Source organism: Rhizobium chutanense (assembly GCF_002531935.1).
GTDB classification, from domain to species: domain Bacteria; phylum Pseudomonadota; class Alphaproteobacteria; order Rhizobiales; family Rhizobiaceae; genus Rhizobium; species Rhizobium chutanense.
In genome coordinates this window covers 79,588-98,232 of sequence record NZ_NWSV01000013.1, presented here as the reverse complement: position 1 = coordinate 98,232, position 18,645 = coordinate 79,588, and the positions used below count along the sequence as shown (strand labels likewise).

Genomic DNA, 18,645 nt, shown 5'->3' with positions numbered 1-18,645 from the left:
GATCCGCATAGCGGCGCCTGCCGCGCCGAACAGTCGCTTCGAGGACAACATGGCAAAACTGGCTTTCGACACGGGTGGTACCTTTACCGACTTCGCGCTCCTGGACGACAGGGGCGACCTCCACCTCCACAAAGTCCTGAGCACGCCGAAGAACCCGGCCGAAGCCGTCGTGCAGGGTGTATCCGAATTGCTGGAGAAATTCGCCGGCACCATCGCCATCGACAGGCTGCAGGTGCTGGGCGCCACCACCGTGGTCACCAACGCCGTTCTCGAGCGCAAGGGTGTGGAGACCGGCTTCGTCACCACCGACGGCTTCCAGGATATGCTGCGTATCCGCAACGAAGGGCGCTACGACCTCTACGACCTGAACATCAAATATCCCGACCCGCTGGTCACCCGCGCCAACAGCTTCGGCGCCAGGGAGCGGATCGCCGCCGACGGTTCCGTGATGACCGAGCTCAAGGAAGAGACGGTCCGCGAGATCGCCGGCCGCCTGAAAGAAAAGGGCATCCGCTCCGTCGCCGTCTGCCTGCTCCATGCCTATAAATATCCGCAGCACGAGCAGCGCGTCGCAGCGCTGCTGCGCGAGGAAGACCCCGATATCTTCGTCTCGCTGTCGTCCGAAGTCTGCCCCGAGATGCGCGAATTCGACCGCGCCTCGACGACTGTCGTCAACGCCTATACCAGGCCGCAGATGGCCGGCCACGTCGCCCATCTTCAGCGTGAATTCGCGGCCAAGGGCATTAATCGCCAGGTCCTGTGGATGACCTCCTCGGGCGGGCTGGTGCCGAGCCGGCGCGCCGCAGAGCTGCCGGTTCGCCTGATCGAGTCAGGCCCTGCGGCCGGTGCAGTCGCCGCAGCCGAGTTCGGCCGCACGGCAGGAGAGGCGAGTGTCCTCTCCTTCGACATGGGCGGCACGACCGCCAAGCTCTGCCTGATCCCGGACGGTGAGCCGAATGTCGGCACCGATCTCGAAGTCGCCCATTATCAGCGTTTCCGCAAGGGATCCGGTTTCCCGCTGAAGATCCAGTCGATCCAGATGATCGAGATCGGCGCGGGCGGCGGTTCGATCGCCGCCAAGAACCCTCTCGGCCTGCTCGACGTCGGCCCGCACTCCGCAGGCGCCATGCCCGGACCGGCCGCCTATCAGCGCGGCGGCACCCAGCCGACCGTTACGGATGCCGACATCCTGCTCGGATATATGGGCACCGAATCCTTCGTCGGCGGGTCGTTCAAGGTTTCCCGAGAGGCCGCTCACGAGGCGATGGCCAAACTCGCCGCCTCGCTCGATGTTTCGGTCGAACGCTGCGCATGGGGCATCCATGACCTCGTCAATGAATCCATGAGCAAGGCGGCCGCCATGCATGCGACCGATCTCGGCGTCGATCCCCGTTCGCTGCCGATGGTGGCCTTCGGCGGCGCCGGCCCGGTTCACGCCTATGGCATTGCCCGCAAGCTCGGCATTTCCCGCATCATCTGCCCGACCGGCGCGGGTGTCAGCTCGGCGATCGGCCTGTTGATCGCGCCCGTGGCCGTCGATCTTTCCGCAAGCCATCCGATGGTGCTCGACGCCTGGGATGTCGAAGCCATGAACCGCCTGCTGGACGAGCTTTCGGCCCAGGGCGCCGAAGTCGTGTCGGCGGCCGGCGTCCCGAAGGATACGATCGGCAACCGCTACACCGTCGACATGCGACATGTCGGCCAGGGCCATGAAATCACCGTGGCTCTGCCGGACCGGACCTTGCCGAAGGAGGAATTCCTCAGCGAGCTCCGCGGCAATTTCTTCAAGCTCTACCGCGAATTGTTCGGCCGTACCGTTGCCGCTCCGCTGGAGGTCATCACTTGGCGCCTGCGCGCCGGCGGCGAAAAGGATCAGGTCACGCGCCCGCACGAGACCGTCGTTGCCGACGCCAGGAAGGGCAGCCGCAAAGTCTATTTCCAGGAGATCGGCGGCTTTGCCGAGACCGCGGTCTACGACCATTACAAGCTTCCCGTCGGCGAAGAGGTCAAGGGTCCGGCAATCGTCGAGCAGCGTGAATCGACCGCGGTCGTCGGCCCCAGCGGCGTCTTCCATGTGGATGCCCATGGCAACCTCGTGATCAACATTCACTAAGAGGGACTCTGATGTCGAAACCCGCCACCGATTTCAACGACCCGATCAATCTTCAGGTCATGTGGAACCGCCTGATCTTCATCGCCGACCAGGCCGACAACGTTCTCGGCAAGACGGCATTCTCGCCGATCGTCCGCGAGAATCACGATTACGTCACCGTGCTCCTCGACAGCAGGGGACGGGCACTGGCGCAATGCACCTGGTCGATCCCGGTTTTCATCACCTCGCTGCCGGCCGCGGCCCAGAACTATTTCCTGCCGAAATTCCCGGCCGACAGGCTCGAAGAGGGCGACGTGCTGGCGACCAACGATCCGGAGATCGGCACCGGCCATCTTCCCGACGTCACGATGATCACGCCGATCTTCAAGAACGGCAAGGTCGTCGCCTATGCCGGCTCCATCGCCCATCTTCCCGATATCGGTGGCGCGCCGCTGCATTCCGAAGCGAGCGACATCTATGAGGAGGGTATCCGCTTCCCGATCGTCAAGCTGCTGAAGGCCGGTATTCCGAACCAGGACGTCTTCGACATCATCGAAGCCTCGGTCCGCCTTCCGACAGAGGTGCGGGGCGATCTGGAATCGATGATCGCCGCCAACAACGTCATGGGCCGCGAACTCGTCAAATTCCTCGACGAGTACGGTCTCGACGATGTCGAGGGCCTGGCCAGCGCCATCCATTCCCGCTCCGAAGCGCAGACCCGCAAGGCGATCCGCGAATGGCCGAACGGCACTTATGCCGCCGAGGTTCTGCTCGACGGTTACGATGTCGACGTGACGCTGAAGGCTTCGGTCATCATCAGGGATGACTCCGTTCATGTCGACTATACCGGCACGTCGGACCAGGTTTTGCATTCGATCAACTGCCGGACGAATTATCGCTACGCCCATTCCGTCTATGCGCTGAAATGCCTGCTCGACCCCGAAACGCCGAACAACGAGGGCTGTATCGTCCCGATCACCGACGAGGCTCCGCTCGGCTGCATTCTCAATCCGCAGCACTGGACGGCGGGCAATTCGCGGAACCTGATCGGCCACGTCATTCCCTCGCTGATCTTCAAGGCGCTCGAAGGCGTCGTGCCCGAGAAGGTCATGGGCGACAGCGGCGGCGCTCCGATCTGGGCCGCCAATTGCGTCGGCCAGCGCAACGACGGTTCGCAATATGGCTCCGTCCAGAATTTCCATGGCGGGCAGGGCGCGCGCGCCGAGCTCGATGGCCTGGACACGCTGAGCTTCCCCTCGAACTGCAAGGTGACGGCCATCGAGATGTTCGAGGTTGCCGTGCCGGTCCTGACCGAACGGAAGGAACTGATCGCCGACTCCGGCGGCGCAGGCAAATATCGCGGCGGTCTCGGCCAGCGTGTCGTGCTGCGCAACCTCGGCAAGAGCCCGATGAACATCTATCTCGCCTCCGAGCGTGTCCGCCATCCCTGCTTCGGCGTCGTCGAAGGGCAGAGCGGATCGGCCGGAAAGGTCCTGAAGGACGGCAAGCCTCAGTTCCCGAAGGGCAAGGTGGTCCTGAAGACCGGCCAGCGCCTCGAGGTCGAGACGCCGGGCGGCGGCGGTTGGGGACTTGCCAGCGATCGTTCACGCGCCCTCATCGAGCAGGATCTTTCCGAAAACCTGATCACGGCCAGGGCTGCGCGGGAAATTTACGGCTATTCTGGCCCGATCGCTGCTGCGGCCGAATAGGGAAAAGACATGGGACTTCTGCAAGGAAAAATCGCTCTGGTGACGGGCGCCGGCTCCGGGATCGGTCGCGAGACCGCCCTACTGCTGGCAAAGGACGGCGCCACCACCGTGCTGACCGGGCGGCGGATCGAACCGCTGCGCGAGGTGGCGGCCTTGATCGAGGAGGCTGGCGGCAAGGCCGTCGCGCACGCGCTCGATATCGAGAGGCGCGAAGAGATCTTCGCCGGGGTAAAGCAGATCAAGGACAGCGTTGGACCCGTCGACATCCTGGTGAACAATGCCGGCAGTGCCAGCAAGGTGCTGAACGCGCGCTTCCTGAGCGAGGCCGAGTGGATCTCCACCATCAACGTCAATCTGACGGCCGTCTTTAACCTGACCCAGGCGGTGCTTCCGGACATGATCGCTAAGGGCGAGGGGACGATCATCACGGTCTCGTCGCTTGCCGTGATCAACCCCAACCTGCTCGGCGGCGCGGCCTATGGTGCGGCCAAGGCCGGCGTGAAGAACTTCATGACCTTCCTGCACAATACCTATCGCAATCAGGGGATCCGGGCGACGACGATCCTGCCCGGCGAGACGAATACGCCGATCATGGATAATCGCGCGCGTCCGCCTCTGCAGGAGGAACGTGCCGTCATGATGGATCCTCATGACGTCGCCCGTGCGATCGTCCTCTGCGCCAGCCTGAACAAGAGCGCCGTGATCCCCGAGCTGCACATCTGCCCGACATTCATGCGGGACACGTCGGCGGATATCGAAATTGCCCGTTGGGTCGGAGCGCCGGCCGATACGCCGGATATGCCGAAAAAGTAGAATTGGGAGAATATCGATGAACGGAGCGAAGTTGCGCGCGCGGCTGTTGGCCGGCGAGGCCGTCACCATGTATACGCCGCATCATTCCTCGTCGGGCCTGGCAGCTCGGCTGGTGGAACTCGGCGCCGATTCCGTCTTCGTCGACTGCGAACACGGAAGCTGGAGCTTCGAGGATGTGCGCATGACGGCGCAGATCGTTCGCTCCGTCGGCGGGGCGGCGATCATTCGGCCGCATTCGCACGAGCGCCCGATCATCATCCGCTACCTCAACGCGGGCGCCGACGGGATCATGGTTCCGATGGTGGATACGGCCGAACAGGCGCGCGCCATCGTCGATGCCGTCCGTTACGCTCTTCCCTCCGACTTCGACAAGCGCCTGGTGGTGGCGATGATCGAGACGGTAGATGCCGTCGACAATCTCGACGACATGCTGAAGGTCGACGGCATCGACGTCTTCTTCATCGGACCCGGCGATCTCTCGCAGGATATGGGCTATCCGCCGGCCCCGCCCTTCGGCGAGCCGCGTCCCGAAGCGGTTATGGACAAGGTCGCGGTTGCCGTCGACAAGATCCGTGCGGCCGGCAAGGTTGCCGGCACGCTTGCCACCGCCGACGAACTGCCGCATTGGCTGCAGAAGGGGGTCCAGTTCTTCTACATCCACACTGATCCCTTCCTGCGCCGCGGGATTGCCGGCATCAGGCAGACGCTCGCGCGGTAGCACGCGGGATCCGACTCTATTTCCTCTCCCGCCTTAAACCTTCGGCCAAGACGAAGAGAGGACCTGTTTTGCGGAGGAGCTTTGCCTCCTACTGGCAGGCAGTCAGGCCGCCCGGATTTCGAATGGCGGCAAAACCGACGCCGTCGATCGTGTTGTCGTTGCGGGCAATGAAGCAATAATCGTCATTGGCATGAGGGGCTGCGACGACGCAGGAGTTGGCTCCGGCCGGAATGACATAGGTGTCCAAGCCGTTGATCGCAAATATCGAGGCGGTTCCATTCGGATGCGGCGCCGGCTGCTTGGTGAACAGGATCGCATCCTGCGGCGGCACGACGGCGATCGGTTGATGGTTCCGGCAATCGGGCGAAAAGGCGAGTTGCGCGGCGGCGGGCAGCGCGGTTGCCAGCAGAGAGAGGCTGGCAATGGCGAGCGCGGCGGCGATTTTGCCGCGGCAGACTGTTTGGCCGGCGAATGTCGAGGTGTTCCGTAGCATTGTTGTTCTCCTTTTGATTCAAGCGTTTGATGGTCTGCTCGATCGTCGGTGATGAATGGAATTCTGGATCTATGGTCCTCCTGTCGCCGAAAACGTTCCGTCAGCGTTGTAAGTCACGGTGTAGGTCCCGTAGCCGGTGGTGAAATCGCAGCGGGCGGCGTTGGTGTCGTCATAGGGCACAACCGTTCCTGCGGGCTGGTAACTCGTCTTCACGAAAAAGATCTGCTGCGGAATGCAGCTCATGACGGCGTTGGGGACAGGGGCAACGAAGCTCGACAGGATGATTGCCTGGTCGTTGTTCAAGGCGGCGACGCCGCAATAAAGCTCCGGAGCCGGTAAGGGCGTATAGGTGGGCACGTTCATGGCAAAGGCGCCGACCGGAACCCCGGATTGGTAAGCGGGCGCGGAAAGTCCCAGCGGATCGAGCGTCAAGCTCGTGCAATTGTTCGGCTCGCCGCCGGCTGCGGTGAGCGTAATCGCGCGGGCCGCCGTGGTGCTGGTGACGATCGATCGCGTGGTGGCATCGAGCGCGATGAGCGCGATAAGCTGCGAGGAGGGCGCCGATTGCATCGTGCTGAGGGCGCCCGCATAGATCTGTCTGTCCAGACCGAAATTGATCTGGGCTCCCGAACTCGCGTAATTGCCGACGCTTTGGCAGCCGAGGCTGCTGCTGAGAACCGAAGGGCCGACCAACGAAGGGAATGCGGCCTGCTTCTGGAAGATATAAAAATATTGCGTTGTCTGCGACAGGTTCCGAACGATGATCTGGTAGGACGAACTGGTCATGGCGTGCGACACTCCCGTCCTAGATCAGTCTATCCGTCACCCGGGTGGGCGCTGCAATTGCGCGGATGGCCCAGGCATGCGGGTGAAAAAGGGATGTTCTTCACCCGCATGCCTGCCGAGGCTTACTGAAGCTGTGTGCTCCAGGTGCCGTTGGCGTTCAGGGTGATGTTGCAGACGGTATAGCCGCCGGTGAAATCGGCAAGCGCTGCGGTAACGCTCGACTGGGTGAAGTCCATGACGCTGCCCGGCGTATAGGATCCGGTCTGGACGTAATATTTCAGGATCGGCTGGCAATCGGTGTTGCTGGCCGGGTTTGCCTGCACGAAATTGGAGAGCACAATGCCGCCATTGACGGCGACCGCCGAGCCGACATTGTAATAGGGGGGCGAGTTGAAGACCGGCGTGGTGATGCGGAAGGCGCCAGGCTGCACACCTTCACCATAGACCGGTGCGGAAAGACCGAGCGGATTGACGGTCGCCGTCGTCCAGTCGTTCGGCTTACCGCTCCCTGAACTCGGAGCGAGATCGATGGCGCGGCTGGCCGATGCGTAGCCGGAAGAGGCGCCGATTTGTGGCGGCGTATTGGCCTGCTGGATACCGGCATAATATTGCAGGTTGACCTGGAAGGTCAGGATCGAGCCCGTGCCATCGTAGTTGCCGAGCGATTGCGAGAATAGGCTGTTCGAATAGACTTGCCCGCCGCCGGTATAAACGGCGGGTTGCTGGAAGAAGTAGAAGCCTTGCGTCTGAGCTTCGAAGTTTTTCACGTTGATGGTCAGCAAAGTAGCCATGGTCGACGACCTTTCTCGATTGAGAGTGAAAACAAGGATTTCCGCGGCGGCGAGGGCAGGCGGGTAAGCCGTTCCGCCTATACCGTTGATGAAACCCTGGCTAGAAATATTGTCGATGAATTTATTGATGGCAACCTAAACGTGTTGAGCGTAGATTGAAAAACTGCGCAAAATTGCGCCTGGCGTTACGGGTGTTCCGGGGGGATGGATTCGACCAGTCCCATGAGATTGAACCGGGCCGCCGCAGGCCGGTCGCGCAGCGCCAGAACCAGTTGCAGTTCCGTGGTCGAGATCGGGCTGTTCCGATGCCAATCCATGGTCCCCCGTCCGAGCAGCAGCCAGTCGAGGGAGACATCCAGGAGGTGGGCCAGCGCGCAGGCGCTTTCGAGCGAGGTGTGGCCGCCATTCTGCCAGCGAGAGACGGCGGCGACCGATACGTTCAGTTCCGCCGCGAGCGCGTGAACTTTCCGGAACTTGCCGCGGGATATTGCCTCGCGAATGCGTTTGCCGCGTGCCAGGTCGTGCGTCATCGGAATCCTCCCCATGTTCTCTTGAATTTGGCGACCACGGAGAGCGTTCGGCCGGGCAATATCAGAAATCGCTTATGAAAATGAAAGGCAAAGCGAAGCGCCGGTCAATCTGGTGAAATATCCATATTGTCGTGGGTCGGCCTCCCGTTGTGAAACTTCGACGATCAGGAGGACGGAGATGTTGCGGATTCTCACCAAAGATATGTTCGAGACCGATCGGCGTGCTTTCGACGAAATGTTTCGGGCTCGCGCCGCCGTTTTTCGCGATCGGCTGGGATGGCAGGTCGACGTCAGGGATGAGTGGGAAAGGGATCGATACGACGAGACGGAAGATCCCGTCTATCTCGTGACGCAATGGCCCTCCGGCGCGCTGACGGGCTCGCTGCGTCTGTTGCCGACGACGGGGGCGACGATGCTCAAGAGCGAATTTCGTCAATTCTTCGACGATCCCATCGATGTCGACAGCCCGACGACGTGGGAATGCACTCGCTTCTGCGTTCATCCGCTTGCCCACGCCGATCACAATTCGTCGCGCACGGTCGCCACGGAACTGCTCTGCGGGCTTTGCGATCTCGCGCTCGACACCGGCATCGAAAGCATCGTCGGCGTCTATGACGCCGCGATGACTGGCGTCTATCGCAGGATCGGCTGGAGACCGATCCCGCTTGCCAGATCCCGGCCCGAAATCGGCAATCTCTATGTCGGCCTGTGGGAGGTGACGGCGGACAATGGCCGCACGCTTCGCGCCAATCTCTCCCGGCTTATCGAGCAGGCCTCTGGCAATCCCGCCGGAGCTGCCGTCGATGAAAGACATGGGGGAATCAGATGAACGGACGGTGCCATACGCGGTGGTTGTCGCGGCAGCGATCCGCCGTTCCGGGGAGACGGAGAGAACCGTCGTCCAGAGTGGGATATGCGACGCCGGACCTTAACGCATTTTTCACGTCATGCGGGGGTATGGACTATTATCAGCAATCGCTAAATGATACCAATGCGAGCAGAAAAAGAAACGCGCAACTTCGAGTTCATCTCATGCTGAGCAGTTCTCGTTTTTTCTATAGTCTCGACCGGATTTCCGCATCGCCGACATTGCAGGATCTGGAAGCAACGCTCGATGAAGTCCGCCACATCTATGCGATCTCGCATATGGTTCTGCATGTGACCCGCTCTTCCGGGGCCTCCGCCGACAATCCATTGCTGATGCTGACCTATCCGCCCGAGTGGGTGAAGCAATATCGTGAGCGGGACTATTTCAGCATCGATCCCATCGTGCGCCTCGGCCGGCGCGGTTTCCTGCCGGTAGAATGGTTCGCGTCGAAATGGGATTCAGGTCGGGCGCAGATCTTCTTCAAGGAGGCGATGGCCTTCGGCGTCGGCCGGCAAGGCATCACCCTGCCGGTGCGGGGACCGCAAGGCGAGCGATCGCTGTTTACCGTCACATCAAACCATCCCGATGCCTATTGGCGGCAGTTCCGTGTGGACAGCATCCGCGATCTCCAGTTTCTCGCCCACCATCTCCATGACAGGGCAATGGTTCTTTCGGGCATGAGAAAAAGTGCGGATTTCCCGCAATTGTCGCGCCGCGAACTCCAATGCCTGGGTATGACGGCGAATGGCCTTCTGGCAAAACAGATCGGCGCCCGCCTGTCCATTTCGGTCAGCGCGGTACAACTCTATCTCGCTTCGGCGCGCCGGAAGCTGACCGTCGCCACGACGAGCGAAGCGGTCGCCAGGGCCACTGCGCTTGAGTTGATATAGTTGGAAATGTTCCTGACCTTCTCGGCCTGAAGTCAGACTTCTGTGAAGGCCGCTCAACATCTTCGTGGACACGGGGATGGGAGAGGCTACATTAGCGCCTAGTATAACCTTTGACTACTGGGGCTTCATGGCATCGCCGATCTCGCTCGAGCTCAATGACGAGCTGAAGGGCCGTGAAGAAAAGCGGGAGACGCTGCGGCAGGAGACGCTCAATGTCTGGGACGAATTTCAGGCGACCGGCCTGCACTTGACTGGCGACGAGGTTGAAAAGTGGCTTTCGACATGGGGAGCTGACGAAGAGCTGCCCAGACCCGAATGCCACAAGTAATCTTCTCCCGAGGGGCTGCAATGCGAAACACGGGGGAACCGTGGTTCAGCGCCTGCCTTTCGTCCGTGTCGCCAGCACGTTGCGGATCGAGAAGCTGGAGTGAATCCTGAGGACTCCCGGCAAGGCCGACAATATCTCCTTGTGGATCCGCTCGAATTCGCCTGCATTGGCGACCTCCACGCGCAGCAGGTAATCGGAGCCGCCCGTCATCAGAAAACATTCGCGGATCTCGGGATGCCGGCGGACCGCCGCTTCGAAGCGGTCGAGATAATCTTCCGTCTGCCGTTCGAGGGTGATGTTGATGATCACGGCGATCATTGCATCCGCATTGCTCGTATCGAGAAGGGCCGTATAGCCGCGGATCACCCCCGTCTTTTCCATGATCTTGATGCGCCTGAGGCAGGCCGATGGCGAGAGCCCGACCTCGGCCGCGAGCCTGGCATTGCTCATGCGGGCGTCGAGGCGCAGGAGCCTCAGGATGTTGCGGTCTGTCGCGTCGAGGGCGGTCATGATCGATTATTCCAAATTTTCACTGATCATGCGTATAATATGCAAATTCCGCAATAATCAACGACGAAATTGCAGGCAATTTCACCCATTATTTCATACACTCCCATAACGAATAAGAGGGGTGGACATGGACGGCGATCTTCTGGTTTCCCACGCACACACTGCCGCAATCATGGAGGGAGCCACGGGCTATCTCAAGATCGACCTGGCCGCCCTCGGCCGCAACTATCGCAAGCTCCTGTCGATGCTGGCGCCGGTGCGCGCGGGCGCTGTCGTCAAGGCGGATGCCTATGGCCTCGGCGCCGTGCGGGTCGCCAAAACCCTTTACGGTCAGGGCTGCAGGCATTTCTTCGTCGCCCAGTTCGTCGAGGCCGTCCGGCTCCGGCCGGCGCTTGCGCAGGACGCCCAGATTTTCGTGCTGAACGGCTTGCAGCCGGGCAACGAAATCGCCTGCGCCGAGATGGGCGTCGTGCCGGTCCTGAATTCGCTTGCCCAGTGGCGGCAATGGTCGGCGGCGGCGCGCGGGCTGAAGCGTTGCCTGCCCGCCGTACTGCAGTTCGATACCGGCATGTCGCGGCTCGGCTTTCCCCCGGAGGAAAGGGCCGAACTCGCGGCTGCGCTTCGCGACGGCGGCAATGTCGAGATTCTGTTCATCATGAGCCATCTGGCCTCGGCCGATGAGGTCGGTTGCGAGCAGAACGGCGAGCAGCTGGCGGAGATGGCCGGCATCGCCGAGGCGTTTCCGGGCTTCGATATTTCCTTTGCCAATTCCGGCGGTGTTTTTCTCGGTGAGGTCTATCACGGCGTCCTCGCCCGGCCCGGCATCGCGCTCTATGGTGGCGCGCCCAATGCCGACGAGAAGAACCCGATGGAGCCGGTCGTCAGCCTCGACGTCGCCGTCGTGCAGACGCGCACCGTGCCATCGGGCACGAAGGTCGGTTATGGCGGCGCGCATGTTACGCAAAGGGAAACGCGCCTTGCCACCATCGCCGCCGGCTATGCCGATGGCCTGCCCAGGTCGCTCGGCGACCGCGGCGCCGTCTTTTACCAAGGCATCCGCCTGCCGATCGTCGGCCGAGTATCGATGGACAGCATCACCATCGACATATCGGCCCTGCCGGAAAGCACGCTGACGCTCGGCAGCCTTGTCGAAGTGCTCGGCCCGCATCAGACGCTCGAGGACATCGCGCGCGATGCCGACACCATATCTTACGAAATCCTAACCGGTCTCGGCGATCGTTATCACAGGCAATATCGCTGAGCCCGCGGCTCCATCATTGGGAAGATCATGAAAGTCATCGTTTTGGGTGCCGGCATCCTCGGCGTCACCTCCGCTTATCAACTCGCCAAAGCCGGCCACGAGGTGACGGTCGTCGACCGTCAGCCCGGCCCGGCGCTGGAAACGAGCTTTGCCAATGCCGGCGAAGTCTCCTTCGGCTATTGTTCGCCCTGGGCGGCGCCCGGCATTCCGGCGAAGGCGATGAAGTGGCTGTTCATGAAGCATGCGCCGCTCATCCTGCGCCCGAAATTCGATGTGGCGATGCTCTCCTGGATGGCGCGGATGCTGTCGAACTGCACCTCCGAGCGCTACGCGATCAACAAGAGCCGCATGCTGCGCCTTGCCGATTACAGCCGTATCGCGCTCGCCGAGCTCCGCGCCGAAACCGGCATCGCCTATGACGAGCGCATGCAGGGAACGCTGCAGCTGTTCCGCACGCAGCAGCAGCTCGATGCCTCGGCGAAGGACGTCAAGGCGCTCGCCGCGGACGGCATTCCCTATGAGGTGCTGGACCGGGACGGCTGCATTCGCGTCGAACCGGCGCTGAAGCATGTGCGCGACAAGATTGTCGGCGGTCTGCTGACGCCGAAGGACGAAACCGGTGACTGCTTCAAGTTCACCAATGCGTTGGCCGCCAAAGCCGAGGCGCTCGGCGTTCGCTTCGCCTATGGCACGACGATCGAGGGGCTCGACGTCGAGGCCGGCCGCGTGCGCGGTGTCATCACCGCTCGCGATCGCGAGCGCGAGCGGATGAGTGCGGATGCGGTGGTGGTCGCGCTCGGCAGCTATTCGCCGCTGCTGCTCAAGCCGTTCGGCATCAAGCTGCCGGTCTATCCGGTCAAGGGCTATTCGCTGACCATCCCCATCATCGATGCATCCCGCGCACCGGAATCGACCGTCATGGACGAAACCTACAAGATTGCGATCACCCGCCTCGGCGATCGCATCCGCGTCGGCGGCATGGCTGAAATTTCAGGCTATACCAACGATCTCGGCCTCGCCCGCCGCAGCACGCTGGAGCATTCCGTCACCGATCTCTTCCCCGGCGGCGATGTCTCCAAGGCTTCCTTCTGGTCCGGCCTGCGCCCGATGACGCCGGACGGTACGCCGGTGATCGGCCCGACGAAGATCAAGGGACTCTTCCTCAATACCGGTCACGGCACGCTCGGCTGGACGATGAGCACCGGTTCGGCGCGGTTGATCGGCGACCTCGTCAGCGGCGCCAAGCCGGAAATCGACGCGCGGGATCTGGCCGTCAGCCGATACGGCTGAGCGCGCACAAAAAAGGAATTGTATTACTATTTAAATCGGCTATCCCAAGCATGGGTCGTCTTGCGAGGGTACGCGCATGTCCGTTCGTTCCGATAGGCATACCGCCGGCAGTTCCCAACCGCCGGCTCTACAGAGCATGGCGCTTCGGGAAACCGCGCGGAGCGGAACGGACCTGGACGAGCTCTCGGAGGTATTGTCCACCCCAAACGCCGCGATCAAGATGACGGCGGAACGCAATACATCCATTGCATATCGCTGCAATTTCATCTCGGTGGGAGATGTCAGCGTTGCCGATTGCTCCTATGAAGGCACGATCGTTGGCCAGCGGGACGGGGTCATCGACAGGATGACGATATTCCTGCCGACGGAGGGCAATATGTCCTTCGGCGGAAGACGGGAGCCGATATATTCGGTGCCGGGTCGAGGTGTGATCCTGGAGCCGCGCGATGCCAGCGGCATCAGCATCTCCGGCCCCCGTCGTCACCTCTGCATGTTCATCGATCAGGCGATGATTACCAGGCGCCTCACGCATATGTTCGAGCGGACGATCAGCGGTGGCATCGATATTCATCCCGATATCGATCTGACAGCCGGTCCGGGGCTTGTCTTGCAGCAACTGGTCTCGACCCTCCACAGCGGCCTCAGCGGCGACGGCCCGCTACAAGGCTCGCCGCTGGCCGTCAACTCGCTCCGCGAGGCGGCGGTCTACCTGCTTCTGGAGGCTTGTTCCCATCGCTATTCGGAGGAACTGGCGCGTCCCGCTCCGGCTCCGGCGCCGCGCCATGTGAAACGGGCGATTGACTATATGCGGGAGCATATTACCGAGCCGCTTTCTCTTGACGACATCGCTGCTGTAGCGGAGGTCAGCGTTCGCACTCTGCAGCAGGGGTTCCGGCAGTTCAGGAATACCACCCCGATGTCATACCTGCATGAACTCCGAATGCAGGCTTTGCATCGGGATCTGCTGGAATGCGACGGGAAGCAAAGCGTCGCCGAGATCGCGCTCAGATGGGGATTTATACACCTCGGGCGGCTTGCGGCCGAGTACAGGAAACGTTTCGGTGAGCTGCCGTCACAGACGTTGAAGCGCTGAACTCCCAGGGCGTTCGGCTGCATTCCGACATCTGAGATTGGGCAACGGCCCCGGTCGCCTAACCAGCCGCGTGTCTCGCGGCTGGTCATGGTCATAACATAACGCGGAAATCCCGGGAATGGCCGGGCGCGACGGCTCGTCAGAACTCCTCCCACTCGCTTGCTGCGACAGCGGCGTTGCCCTGGCTTGGATAGGCGGCACCCAGTTTTGCCCGCAACTCGCGCGCCGGAGACGGCACTGCCGCCTGTCCGCTTGTCCGCCCGGCGATGTGCGGCCGGGATGCAAGGGGTTTGCCGATGTTGAACGCGCTGAGCATTTGAGCGATGCGGCCGACTTCCCGAACCAGGGAATGGCTGGCGGCGGTGGATTCTTCGACCATGGCGGCGTTCTGCTGGGTACCCTGGTCCATGGCATTGACGGCCGTGTTGATCTCCTGAAGCGCCGTTGCCTGCTCGCTCGATGCTCTGACGATGGCGCCGATGTGGCGGTCGATCTCCTGGACCTCGTCGACGATCACCGTCAGCGTCTCGCCGGTTTGCCCAACCAGGGACACGCCTGCCTTTACCTGCTCGCCGGAATTGTTGATCAGCCCCTTGATCTCTTTTGCGGCCTTCGCGGACCGTTGCGCCAGTTCGCGAACCTCCTGGGCGACGACGGCAAAGCCCTTGCCGGCCTCTCCCGCACGCGCCGCTTCGACGCCGGCATTCAGCGCGAGAAGGTTGGTCTGGAAGGCGATTTCATCGATGACGCCGATGATGTTGGAGATTTCCCGTGACGAGCTGTCGATCGCCCCCATCGCGGCGACGGCCTGCTGGACGATCTGGCCCGACTTCTCGGCGCCGATGCGGGCCTTTGCAACCAATTGGCCCGCCTCTTCCGCGCGCCGGCTGGAGTCTTTGACGGTGGTCGTGATCTCCTCGAGCGCGGCTGCCGTTTCCTCGATGGAGGCGGCCTGCTGCTCGGTTCGCTTGGAAAGATCGTCCGCGGCGGACCGGATCTCTTGCGACCCGGCATTGATCTGCGAAGCAGCCCCGTTGATCTGTTCTATGGTCGTCGACAGCTGTTCCAGCGCATTGTTGAAGTCGTTGCGCAAGGCGTGGTAGGCGGCAGGCAGGTCGTCGTCGATCCGGTAGCTGACATCCTTGGCGGCGATCGCTGCCATGGCTTTGCCGAAGGTGCCGCAGACGAGCTGCCGTTCCGCCTCGATCGCATCGGCCTGCGCCTTCTGCTTGGCGATCTCGGCCTCGTCGATATAGACCGAGATGGCGAGATCCATGTCCAGCATCACGGCCTTGACGAGGCTTGCCAGAGCCTTGCCGAACTCCGCCGGCTTCATCGTTTTCTTCGAGAATACTCCGCCCTTCGGGGCCATCTCCTCGACGGCGCGGTTGATCAGATGGTCGACAATGATCGCGTAGCCGCCGATATACCATTGCGGTTCCAGCCCGATGCGGGCGTGGACGGTTCCGATCGTCTTGACCTTGCCGACATATTCCTCGTTGAAGTTGCCGTCGGCGATATTGACCCAATGGCCCATCTGCGCACCCTTTGCGCGGGCGATATTCTCGTCCGTCGAGAAGAAGCGGCTGACTTCCGGGCTCTTGCGAAGCTGCGCGTAAAACTTGTCGAGTCCATGCGGCAGTTCGCGTTCGATCAGCGTCTTTAAAGATCGGATGCCGGCGCGGCCCTGACGGTCGAGCTGCATGAAGTCGAGGCGGCGTTCGACACTCTGGCTTTTGCTCTTCGCATGGCGCGGTCCGGCGCCGCCGTCGTGACCGTGGACCGAATTGCTGCTGGCATGCGTATGAAATTGACTCGACATTCCCGACCTCGAAACTGGGCTGAAACCGTAATTGGGCACGTGCCTCAATCACATCGAAACCCGCCCTCATGTCGGAACGCGGCGTCCACCCGCCTGATCGATAACCCCAAATTTGGGGTATTTGGTTTATTTCCAGTTAACCAAACCGACACGGAAATGGCTTTTGTCAATTTTTTCGATATCCGGATACATTATGCGATTTTTGGATGCAGGAATTTCAGTGGAACATGTACGCATGCCTGCGAACGGCGACAACTCCCGTGTGGGGAACTGCGCTTCAAGGATATTCGGTTTGGAAGATTCGATGTTCAGCTTATTAGCTGTCGGCGGATTGCTTCGGCAATCGCATGGGCGCGATTGGCCGCCCCGAGCTTCTTGGTCGCGCTCTTCAGATAGCTGTTGATGGTTTCCGTTTGATAGTCCGACGCATCGGAAATTTGCTCGCTCGTCAGCCCTTTGCCCGCCAGTTCGAGGCAGCGGAGTTCGCCGCTGGTCAGGCGAAGGACGCCGGCTGCAAAACGATCCATCAGCGGCTTGGTGATTGCCCGATGCAGTGGCTCGGCAAAGAAGACAAGCAATTCCTGTTCGCTTGCGGTGAACGGCCGTTCTCGCGTGAAGCAGACCCCTCCGTAGACGATGCCATTTCTTGAGAGCGGAATCTGTATTCGCCGCCCGATCTCGTAGGAACGCAGCAAATACCGGAGGCGTTGGGACGGGGCCAGAATGTCGAAGGCTTCGTCTTCCGTCAGCGGCGTCGTTCGTTCGAGCGACTGAACGACGAGCGGATCGGATAGGCCGAGCTTTTCCCCAAAGTAGGTATCGACGTAGGCGGGAGGCATATCGGTATCGATCGAGCGGCCCCTTCCGATGTGATATCCTTCCAGATCCAGCCCGCCGACAGCGATGTAGCGGAAATCGATGGCCTTCCTCAGTTGTTCCAGCAGGTCGCTGTTGCGCAATTGCCGATGGGCGGGAACCTCGCGAAGATCCCTGAAATGGCAAAGGCTTTCAACTGAGGCGCACCCCATCTTGTCCCCCGATTCGCTGGTTAACGATTAACCCGACTTTGGGGCTTGAGAGTTAACAATATGTTTACTTGTCGTCTCGGGACTTGCAGGGGCGCTTCCTTCCTTCCCCGGGCGGGATGCAGCCGCCCGAGGACGTCGTGTCGATAATTCCTTCGACAGGCTTACGCTGCACGCTTCAGCGCATCGCCGAGCGTCGAGACGAGCGTGTCGATCTCGCCTTTTTCGATGATGAGCGGCGGAGAAAGCGCGATGATATCGCCGGTCACGCGGATCAGCAGGCCCCTGTTGAAGCAATCGACGAAGACGTCGTAGGCGCGGGTTCCCGGTGCGCCGGCACGGGGCGCCAGTTCCACCGCGCCGACCAGACCGAGATTGCGGATGTCGACGACATTGGGCAGGCCTTTCAGCGAATGGAGACCCTCCTGCCAGTGGTCGGCCAGATCGGCTGCGCGGGTCAGCAGGCCTTCTTCCTCGTAGATTTCGAGAGTGGCGAGGCCGGCGGCGCAGGCGACCGGATGGCCGGAATAGGTATAGCCGTGGAAGAGTTCGATGGCATTGTCAGGCCCGACCATAAGGCCGTCATAGACCTTGCGGCTGGCAAAGACCGCGCCCATCGGGATCGCGCCGTTGGTCAGGCCCTTTGCCGTGGTGACGAGATCGGGCACGACGCCGAAATAGTCCACCGCGAAAGGCGTGCCGAGACGGCCGAAGCCGGTGATCACCTCGTCGAAGATCAGCAGGATGCCGTATTTGTCCGCGGTGGCGCGCAGCTTCTCCAGATAGCCCTTCGGCGGCAGGACGACGCCGGCCGATCCCGACATCGGCTCGACGATGACGGCGGCAATGGTTTCGGCGCCGTGCAACTGCACCAGGCGTTCGAGATCGTCGGCCAGTTCCAGGCCGTGGGCGGGAAGGCCCTTGGAAAACGCATTGCGCTCGACGTCGAGCGTGTGGCGCATATGGTCGGCCGGTATTTGCGGGAAGACGCGGCGGTTGTTGACGAGCCCGCCGACGGAAATGCCGCCGAAGCCGACACCATGATATCCCTTTTCGCGGCCGATGATCCGCGTGCGGGTGCCCTGGCCGATCGCACGCTGATAGGCGATGGCGATTTTCAGCGCCGTATCGACCGATTCCGAGCCGGAGCCGGTGAAGAAGACCCTGTCGAGCTTGGCTTCAGCGCCGCCCGGCGCGTTGGCGGCCAGCTTCGCTGCGAAGTCGAAGGCGATCGGATGGCCCATCTGGAAGGTCGGAGCATAGTCGAGCGTCGCAAGCTGCCGCTCGACGGCCTGGGAAATCTTTTTGCGGCCATGGCCGGCATTGCAGCACCAGAGCCCGGCCGTACCGTCCAGAACCTGGTTTCCATCGACGTCGGTGTAATACATGCCGTCGGCGGCGGCCAGAAGGCGCGGCGTCGCCTTGAATTGCCGGTTCGCGGTGAACGGCATCCAGAAATTCTCGAGTACGGGCGCGTTCGTCTTGCTGATCTGGTCCATCCTGGCCTCCTTGGGGATGAACCGAGAATGGCGTGATTTCTGCTTTTCAAACAAGTCCTTTTCTTTGCCGGCGTAACCCATTGAAATCGTGATAACGGGGAGGTAAGTTTTCGATATTCTAGACAAC

The 18,645-nt window shown here is 61.6% G+C and carries 18 protein-coding genes; 10 read left to right on the top strand and 8 right to left on the bottom strand.

The window, feature by feature from the left end:
- The first annotated feature begins 49 nt into the window (after positions 1 to 49).
- The 4 genes from CO666_RS19870 to CO666_RS19855 are packed head-to-tail and all read left to right on the top strand — an operon-like array spanning position 50 to position 5,332.
- Complete coding sequence (locus tag CO666_RS19870) at positions 50 to 2,113, top strand: hydantoinase/oxoprolinase family protein (protein WP_097613917.1); 2,064 nt, start codon at positions 50 to 52, stop codon at positions 2,111 to 2,113.
- An 11-nt stretch (positions 2,114 to 2,124) separates the two neighbouring features.
- Positions 2,125 to 3,801 carry a hydantoinase B/oxoprolinase family protein gene (locus CO666_RS19865; protein WP_097613916.1) on the top strand — a complete coding sequence of 559 codons (1,677 nt, stop codon included), beginning with the start codon at positions 2,125 to 2,127 and terminating at the stop codon, positions 3,799 to 3,801.
- A gap of 9 nt (positions 3,802 to 3,810) precedes the next feature.
- Positions 3,811 to 4,614 (top strand): SDR family oxidoreductase, encoded by an 804-nt coding sequence (locus CO666_RS19860; RefSeq protein WP_097613915.1) that lies wholly within the window; start codon positions 3,811 to 3,813, stop codon positions 4,612 to 4,614.
- 16 nt (positions 4,615 to 4,630) lie between these two features.
- Entirely contained in the window at positions 4,631 to 5,332 is a 702-nt protein-coding gene (locus CO666_RS19855; RefSeq protein ID WP_097613914.1) for an HpcH/HpaI aldolase family protein, read from the top strand.
- An 88-nt stretch (positions 5,333 to 5,420) separates the two neighbouring features.
- Here CO666_RS19855 and CO666_RS19850 read toward each other — a convergent pair whose 3' ends face one another.
- The 4 genes from CO666_RS19850 to CO666_RS19835 all read right to left on the bottom strand — a co-directional run bounded on the left by CO666_RS19850 (position 5,421) and on the right by CO666_RS19835 (position 7,932).
- Positions 5,421 to 5,825, bottom strand: a complete 405-nt coding sequence (locus CO666_RS19850) for a hypothetical protein (RefSeq protein ID WP_097613913.1) — start codon at positions 5,823 to 5,825, stop codon at positions 5,421 to 5,423.
- A 69-nt stretch (positions 5,826 to 5,894) separates the two neighbouring features.
- Entirely contained in the window at positions 5,895 to 6,611 is a 717-nt protein-coding gene (locus CO666_RS19845) for a hypothetical protein (protein WP_179869726.1), read from the bottom strand.
- A 122-nt stretch (positions 6,612 to 6,733) separates the two neighbouring features.
- Positions 6,734 to 7,402 carry a hypothetical protein gene (locus CO666_RS19840; RefSeq protein WP_097613912.1) on the bottom strand — a complete coding sequence of 223 codons (669 nt, stop codon included), beginning with the start codon at positions 7,400 to 7,402 and terminating at the stop codon, positions 6,734 to 6,736.
- Positions 7,403 to 7,587: 185 nt separating this feature from the next.
- Positions 7,588 to 7,932 carry a helix-turn-helix domain-containing protein gene (locus CO666_RS19835; RefSeq protein WP_097613911.1) on the bottom strand — a complete coding sequence of 115 codons (345 nt, stop codon included), beginning with the start codon at positions 7,930 to 7,932 and terminating at the stop codon, positions 7,588 to 7,590.
- Between the two features lie 178 nt (positions 7,933 to 8,110).
- Here CO666_RS19835 and CO666_RS19830 point away from each other — a divergent pair, with 178 nt between their 5' ends.
- The 3 genes from CO666_RS19830 (at position 8,111) to CO666_RS19820 (ending at position 10,018) form a co-directional block, all read left to right on the top strand.
- Positions 8,111 to 8,761, top strand: coding sequence for an acyl-homoserine-lactone synthase (locus tag CO666_RS19830; RefSeq protein ID WP_097613910.1), 651 nt, complete (start codon positions 8,111 to 8,113; stop codon positions 8,759 to 8,761).
- Positions 8,762 to 8,964: 203 nt separating this feature from the next.
- Positions 8,965 to 9,690, top strand: coding sequence for a helix-turn-helix transcriptional regulator (locus tag CO666_RS19825; protein WP_097613909.1), 726 nt, complete (start codon positions 8,965 to 8,967; stop codon positions 9,688 to 9,690).
- Between the two features lie 127 nt (positions 9,691 to 9,817).
- Positions 9,818 to 10,018, top strand: a complete 201-nt coding sequence (locus CO666_RS19820; protein ID WP_097613908.1) for a transcriptional regulator — start codon at positions 9,818 to 9,820, stop codon at positions 10,016 to 10,018.
- A 45-nt stretch (positions 10,019 to 10,063) separates the two neighbouring features.
- Here CO666_RS19820 and CO666_RS19815 read toward each other — a convergent pair whose 3' ends face one another.
- On the bottom strand, positions 10,064 to 10,528 hold the full coding sequence (locus CO666_RS19815; protein WP_097613907.1) for an Lrp/AsnC family transcriptional regulator: 465 nt from the start codon (positions 10,526 to 10,528) through the stop codon (positions 10,064 to 10,066).
- Positions 10,529 to 10,655: 127 nt separating this feature from the next.
- On the opposite strand from CO666_RS19815, the gene alr reads away from it, so the two are divergent.
- From alr to CO666_RS19800, 3 genes are all read left to right on the top strand, one after another.
- Complete coding sequence (gene alr, locus CO666_RS19810; protein ID WP_097613906.1) at positions 10,656 to 11,789, top strand: alanine racemase; 1,134 nt, start codon at positions 10,656 to 10,658, stop codon at positions 11,787 to 11,789.
- Positions 11,790 to 11,816: 27 nt separating this feature from the next.
- Entirely contained in the window at positions 11,817 to 13,079 is a 1,263-nt protein-coding gene (locus tag CO666_RS19805; protein ID WP_097613905.1) for a D-amino acid dehydrogenase, read from the top strand.
- 76 nt (positions 13,080 to 13,155) lie between these two features.
- On the top strand, positions 13,156 to 14,172 hold the full coding sequence (locus tag CO666_RS19800) for a helix-turn-helix transcriptional regulator (RefSeq protein ID WP_097613904.1): 1,017 nt from the start codon (positions 13,156 to 13,158) through the stop codon (positions 14,170 to 14,172).
- A gap of 139 nt (positions 14,173 to 14,311) precedes the next feature.
- Here the strand turns inward: CO666_RS19800 and CO666_RS19795 are convergent, their stop codons facing one another.
- From CO666_RS19795 to aptA, 3 genes are all read right to left on the bottom strand, one after another.
- Positions 14,312 to 15,994: a globin-coupled sensor protein gene (locus tag CO666_RS19795; protein ID WP_097613903.1), complete on the bottom strand. Its 1,683-nt coding sequence runs from the start codon at positions 15,992 to 15,994 to the stop codon at positions 14,312 to 14,314.
- A 308-nt stretch (positions 15,995 to 16,302) separates the two neighbouring features.
- Positions 16,303 to 17,022, bottom strand: a complete 720-nt coding sequence (locus CO666_RS19790; protein WP_097613902.1) for a helix-turn-helix transcriptional regulator — start codon at positions 17,020 to 17,022, stop codon at positions 16,303 to 16,305.
- Positions 17,023 to 17,183: 161 nt separating this feature from the next.
- Complete coding sequence (gene aptA / locus CO666_RS19785) at positions 17,184 to 18,518, bottom strand: omega-aminotransferase AptA (RefSeq protein WP_097613980.1); 1,335 nt, start codon at positions 18,516 to 18,518, stop codon at positions 17,184 to 17,186.
- Positions 18,519 to 18,645: the final 127 nt, after the last annotated feature.

Bases quoted from the DNA above. Each gene is read 5' to 3' on its own strand.
- CO666_RS19870 (WP_097613917.1), top strand. From the start codon at position 50: ATGGCAAAACTGGCTTTCGACACGGGTGGTACCTTTACCGACTTCGCG.
- CO666_RS19865 (WP_097613916.1), top strand. From the start codon at position 2,125: ATGTCGAAACCCGCCACCGATTTCAACGACCCGATCAATCTTCAGGTC.
- CO666_RS19860 (WP_097613915.1), top strand. From the start codon at position 3,811: ATGGGACTTCTGCAAGGAAAAATCGCTCTGGTGACGGGCGCCGGCTCC.
- CO666_RS19855 (WP_097613914.1), top strand. From the start codon at position 4,631: ATGAACGGAGCGAAGTTGCGCGCGCGGCTGTTGGCCGGCGAGGCCGTC.
- CO666_RS19850 (WP_097613913.1), bottom strand. From the start codon at position 5,825: ATGCTACGGAACACCTCGACATTCGCCGGCCAAACAGTCTGCCGCGGC.
- CO666_RS19845 (WP_179869726.1), bottom strand. From the start codon at position 6,611: ATGACCAGTTCGTCCTACCAGATCATCGTTCGGAACCTGTCGCAGACA.
- CO666_RS19840 (WP_097613912.1), bottom strand. From the start codon at position 7,402: ATGGCTACTTTGCTGACCATCAACGTGAAAAACTTCGAAGCTCAGACG.
- CO666_RS19835 (WP_097613911.1), bottom strand. From the start codon at position 7,932: ATGACGCACGACCTGGCACGCGGCAAACGCATTCGCGAGGCAATATCC.
- CO666_RS19830 (WP_097613910.1), top strand. From the start codon at position 8,111: ATGTTGCGGATTCTCACCAAAGATATGTTCGAGACCGATCGGCGTGCT.
- CO666_RS19825 (WP_097613909.1), top strand. From the start codon at position 8,965: ATGCTGAGCAGTTCTCGTTTTTTCTATAGTCTCGACCGGATTTCCGCA.
- CO666_RS19820 (WP_097613908.1), top strand. From the start codon at position 9,818: ATGGCATCGCCGATCTCGCTCGAGCTCAATGACGAGCTGAAGGGCCGT.
- CO666_RS19815 (WP_097613907.1), bottom strand. From the start codon at position 10,528: ATGACCGCCCTCGACGCGACAGACCGCAACATCCTGAGGCTCCTGCGC.
- alr (WP_097613906.1), top strand. From the start codon at position 10,656: ATGGACGGCGATCTTCTGGTTTCCCACGCACACACTGCCGCAATCATG.
- CO666_RS19805 (WP_097613905.1), top strand. From the start codon at position 11,817: ATGAAAGTCATCGTTTTGGGTGCCGGCATCCTCGGCGTCACCTCCGCT.
- CO666_RS19800 (WP_097613904.1), top strand. From the start codon at position 13,156: ATGTCCGTTCGTTCCGATAGGCATACCGCCGGCAGTTCCCAACCGCCG.
- CO666_RS19795 (WP_097613903.1), bottom strand. From the start codon at position 15,994: ATGTCGAGTCAATTTCATACGCATGCCAGCAGCAATTCGGTCCACGGT.
- CO666_RS19790 (WP_097613902.1), bottom strand. From the start codon at position 17,022: ATGGGGTGCGCCTCAGTTGAAAGCCTTTGCCATTTCAGGGATCTTCGC.
- aptA (WP_097613980.1), bottom strand. From the start codon at position 18,518: ATGGACCAGATCAGCAAGACGAACGCGCCCGTACTCGAGAATTTCTGG.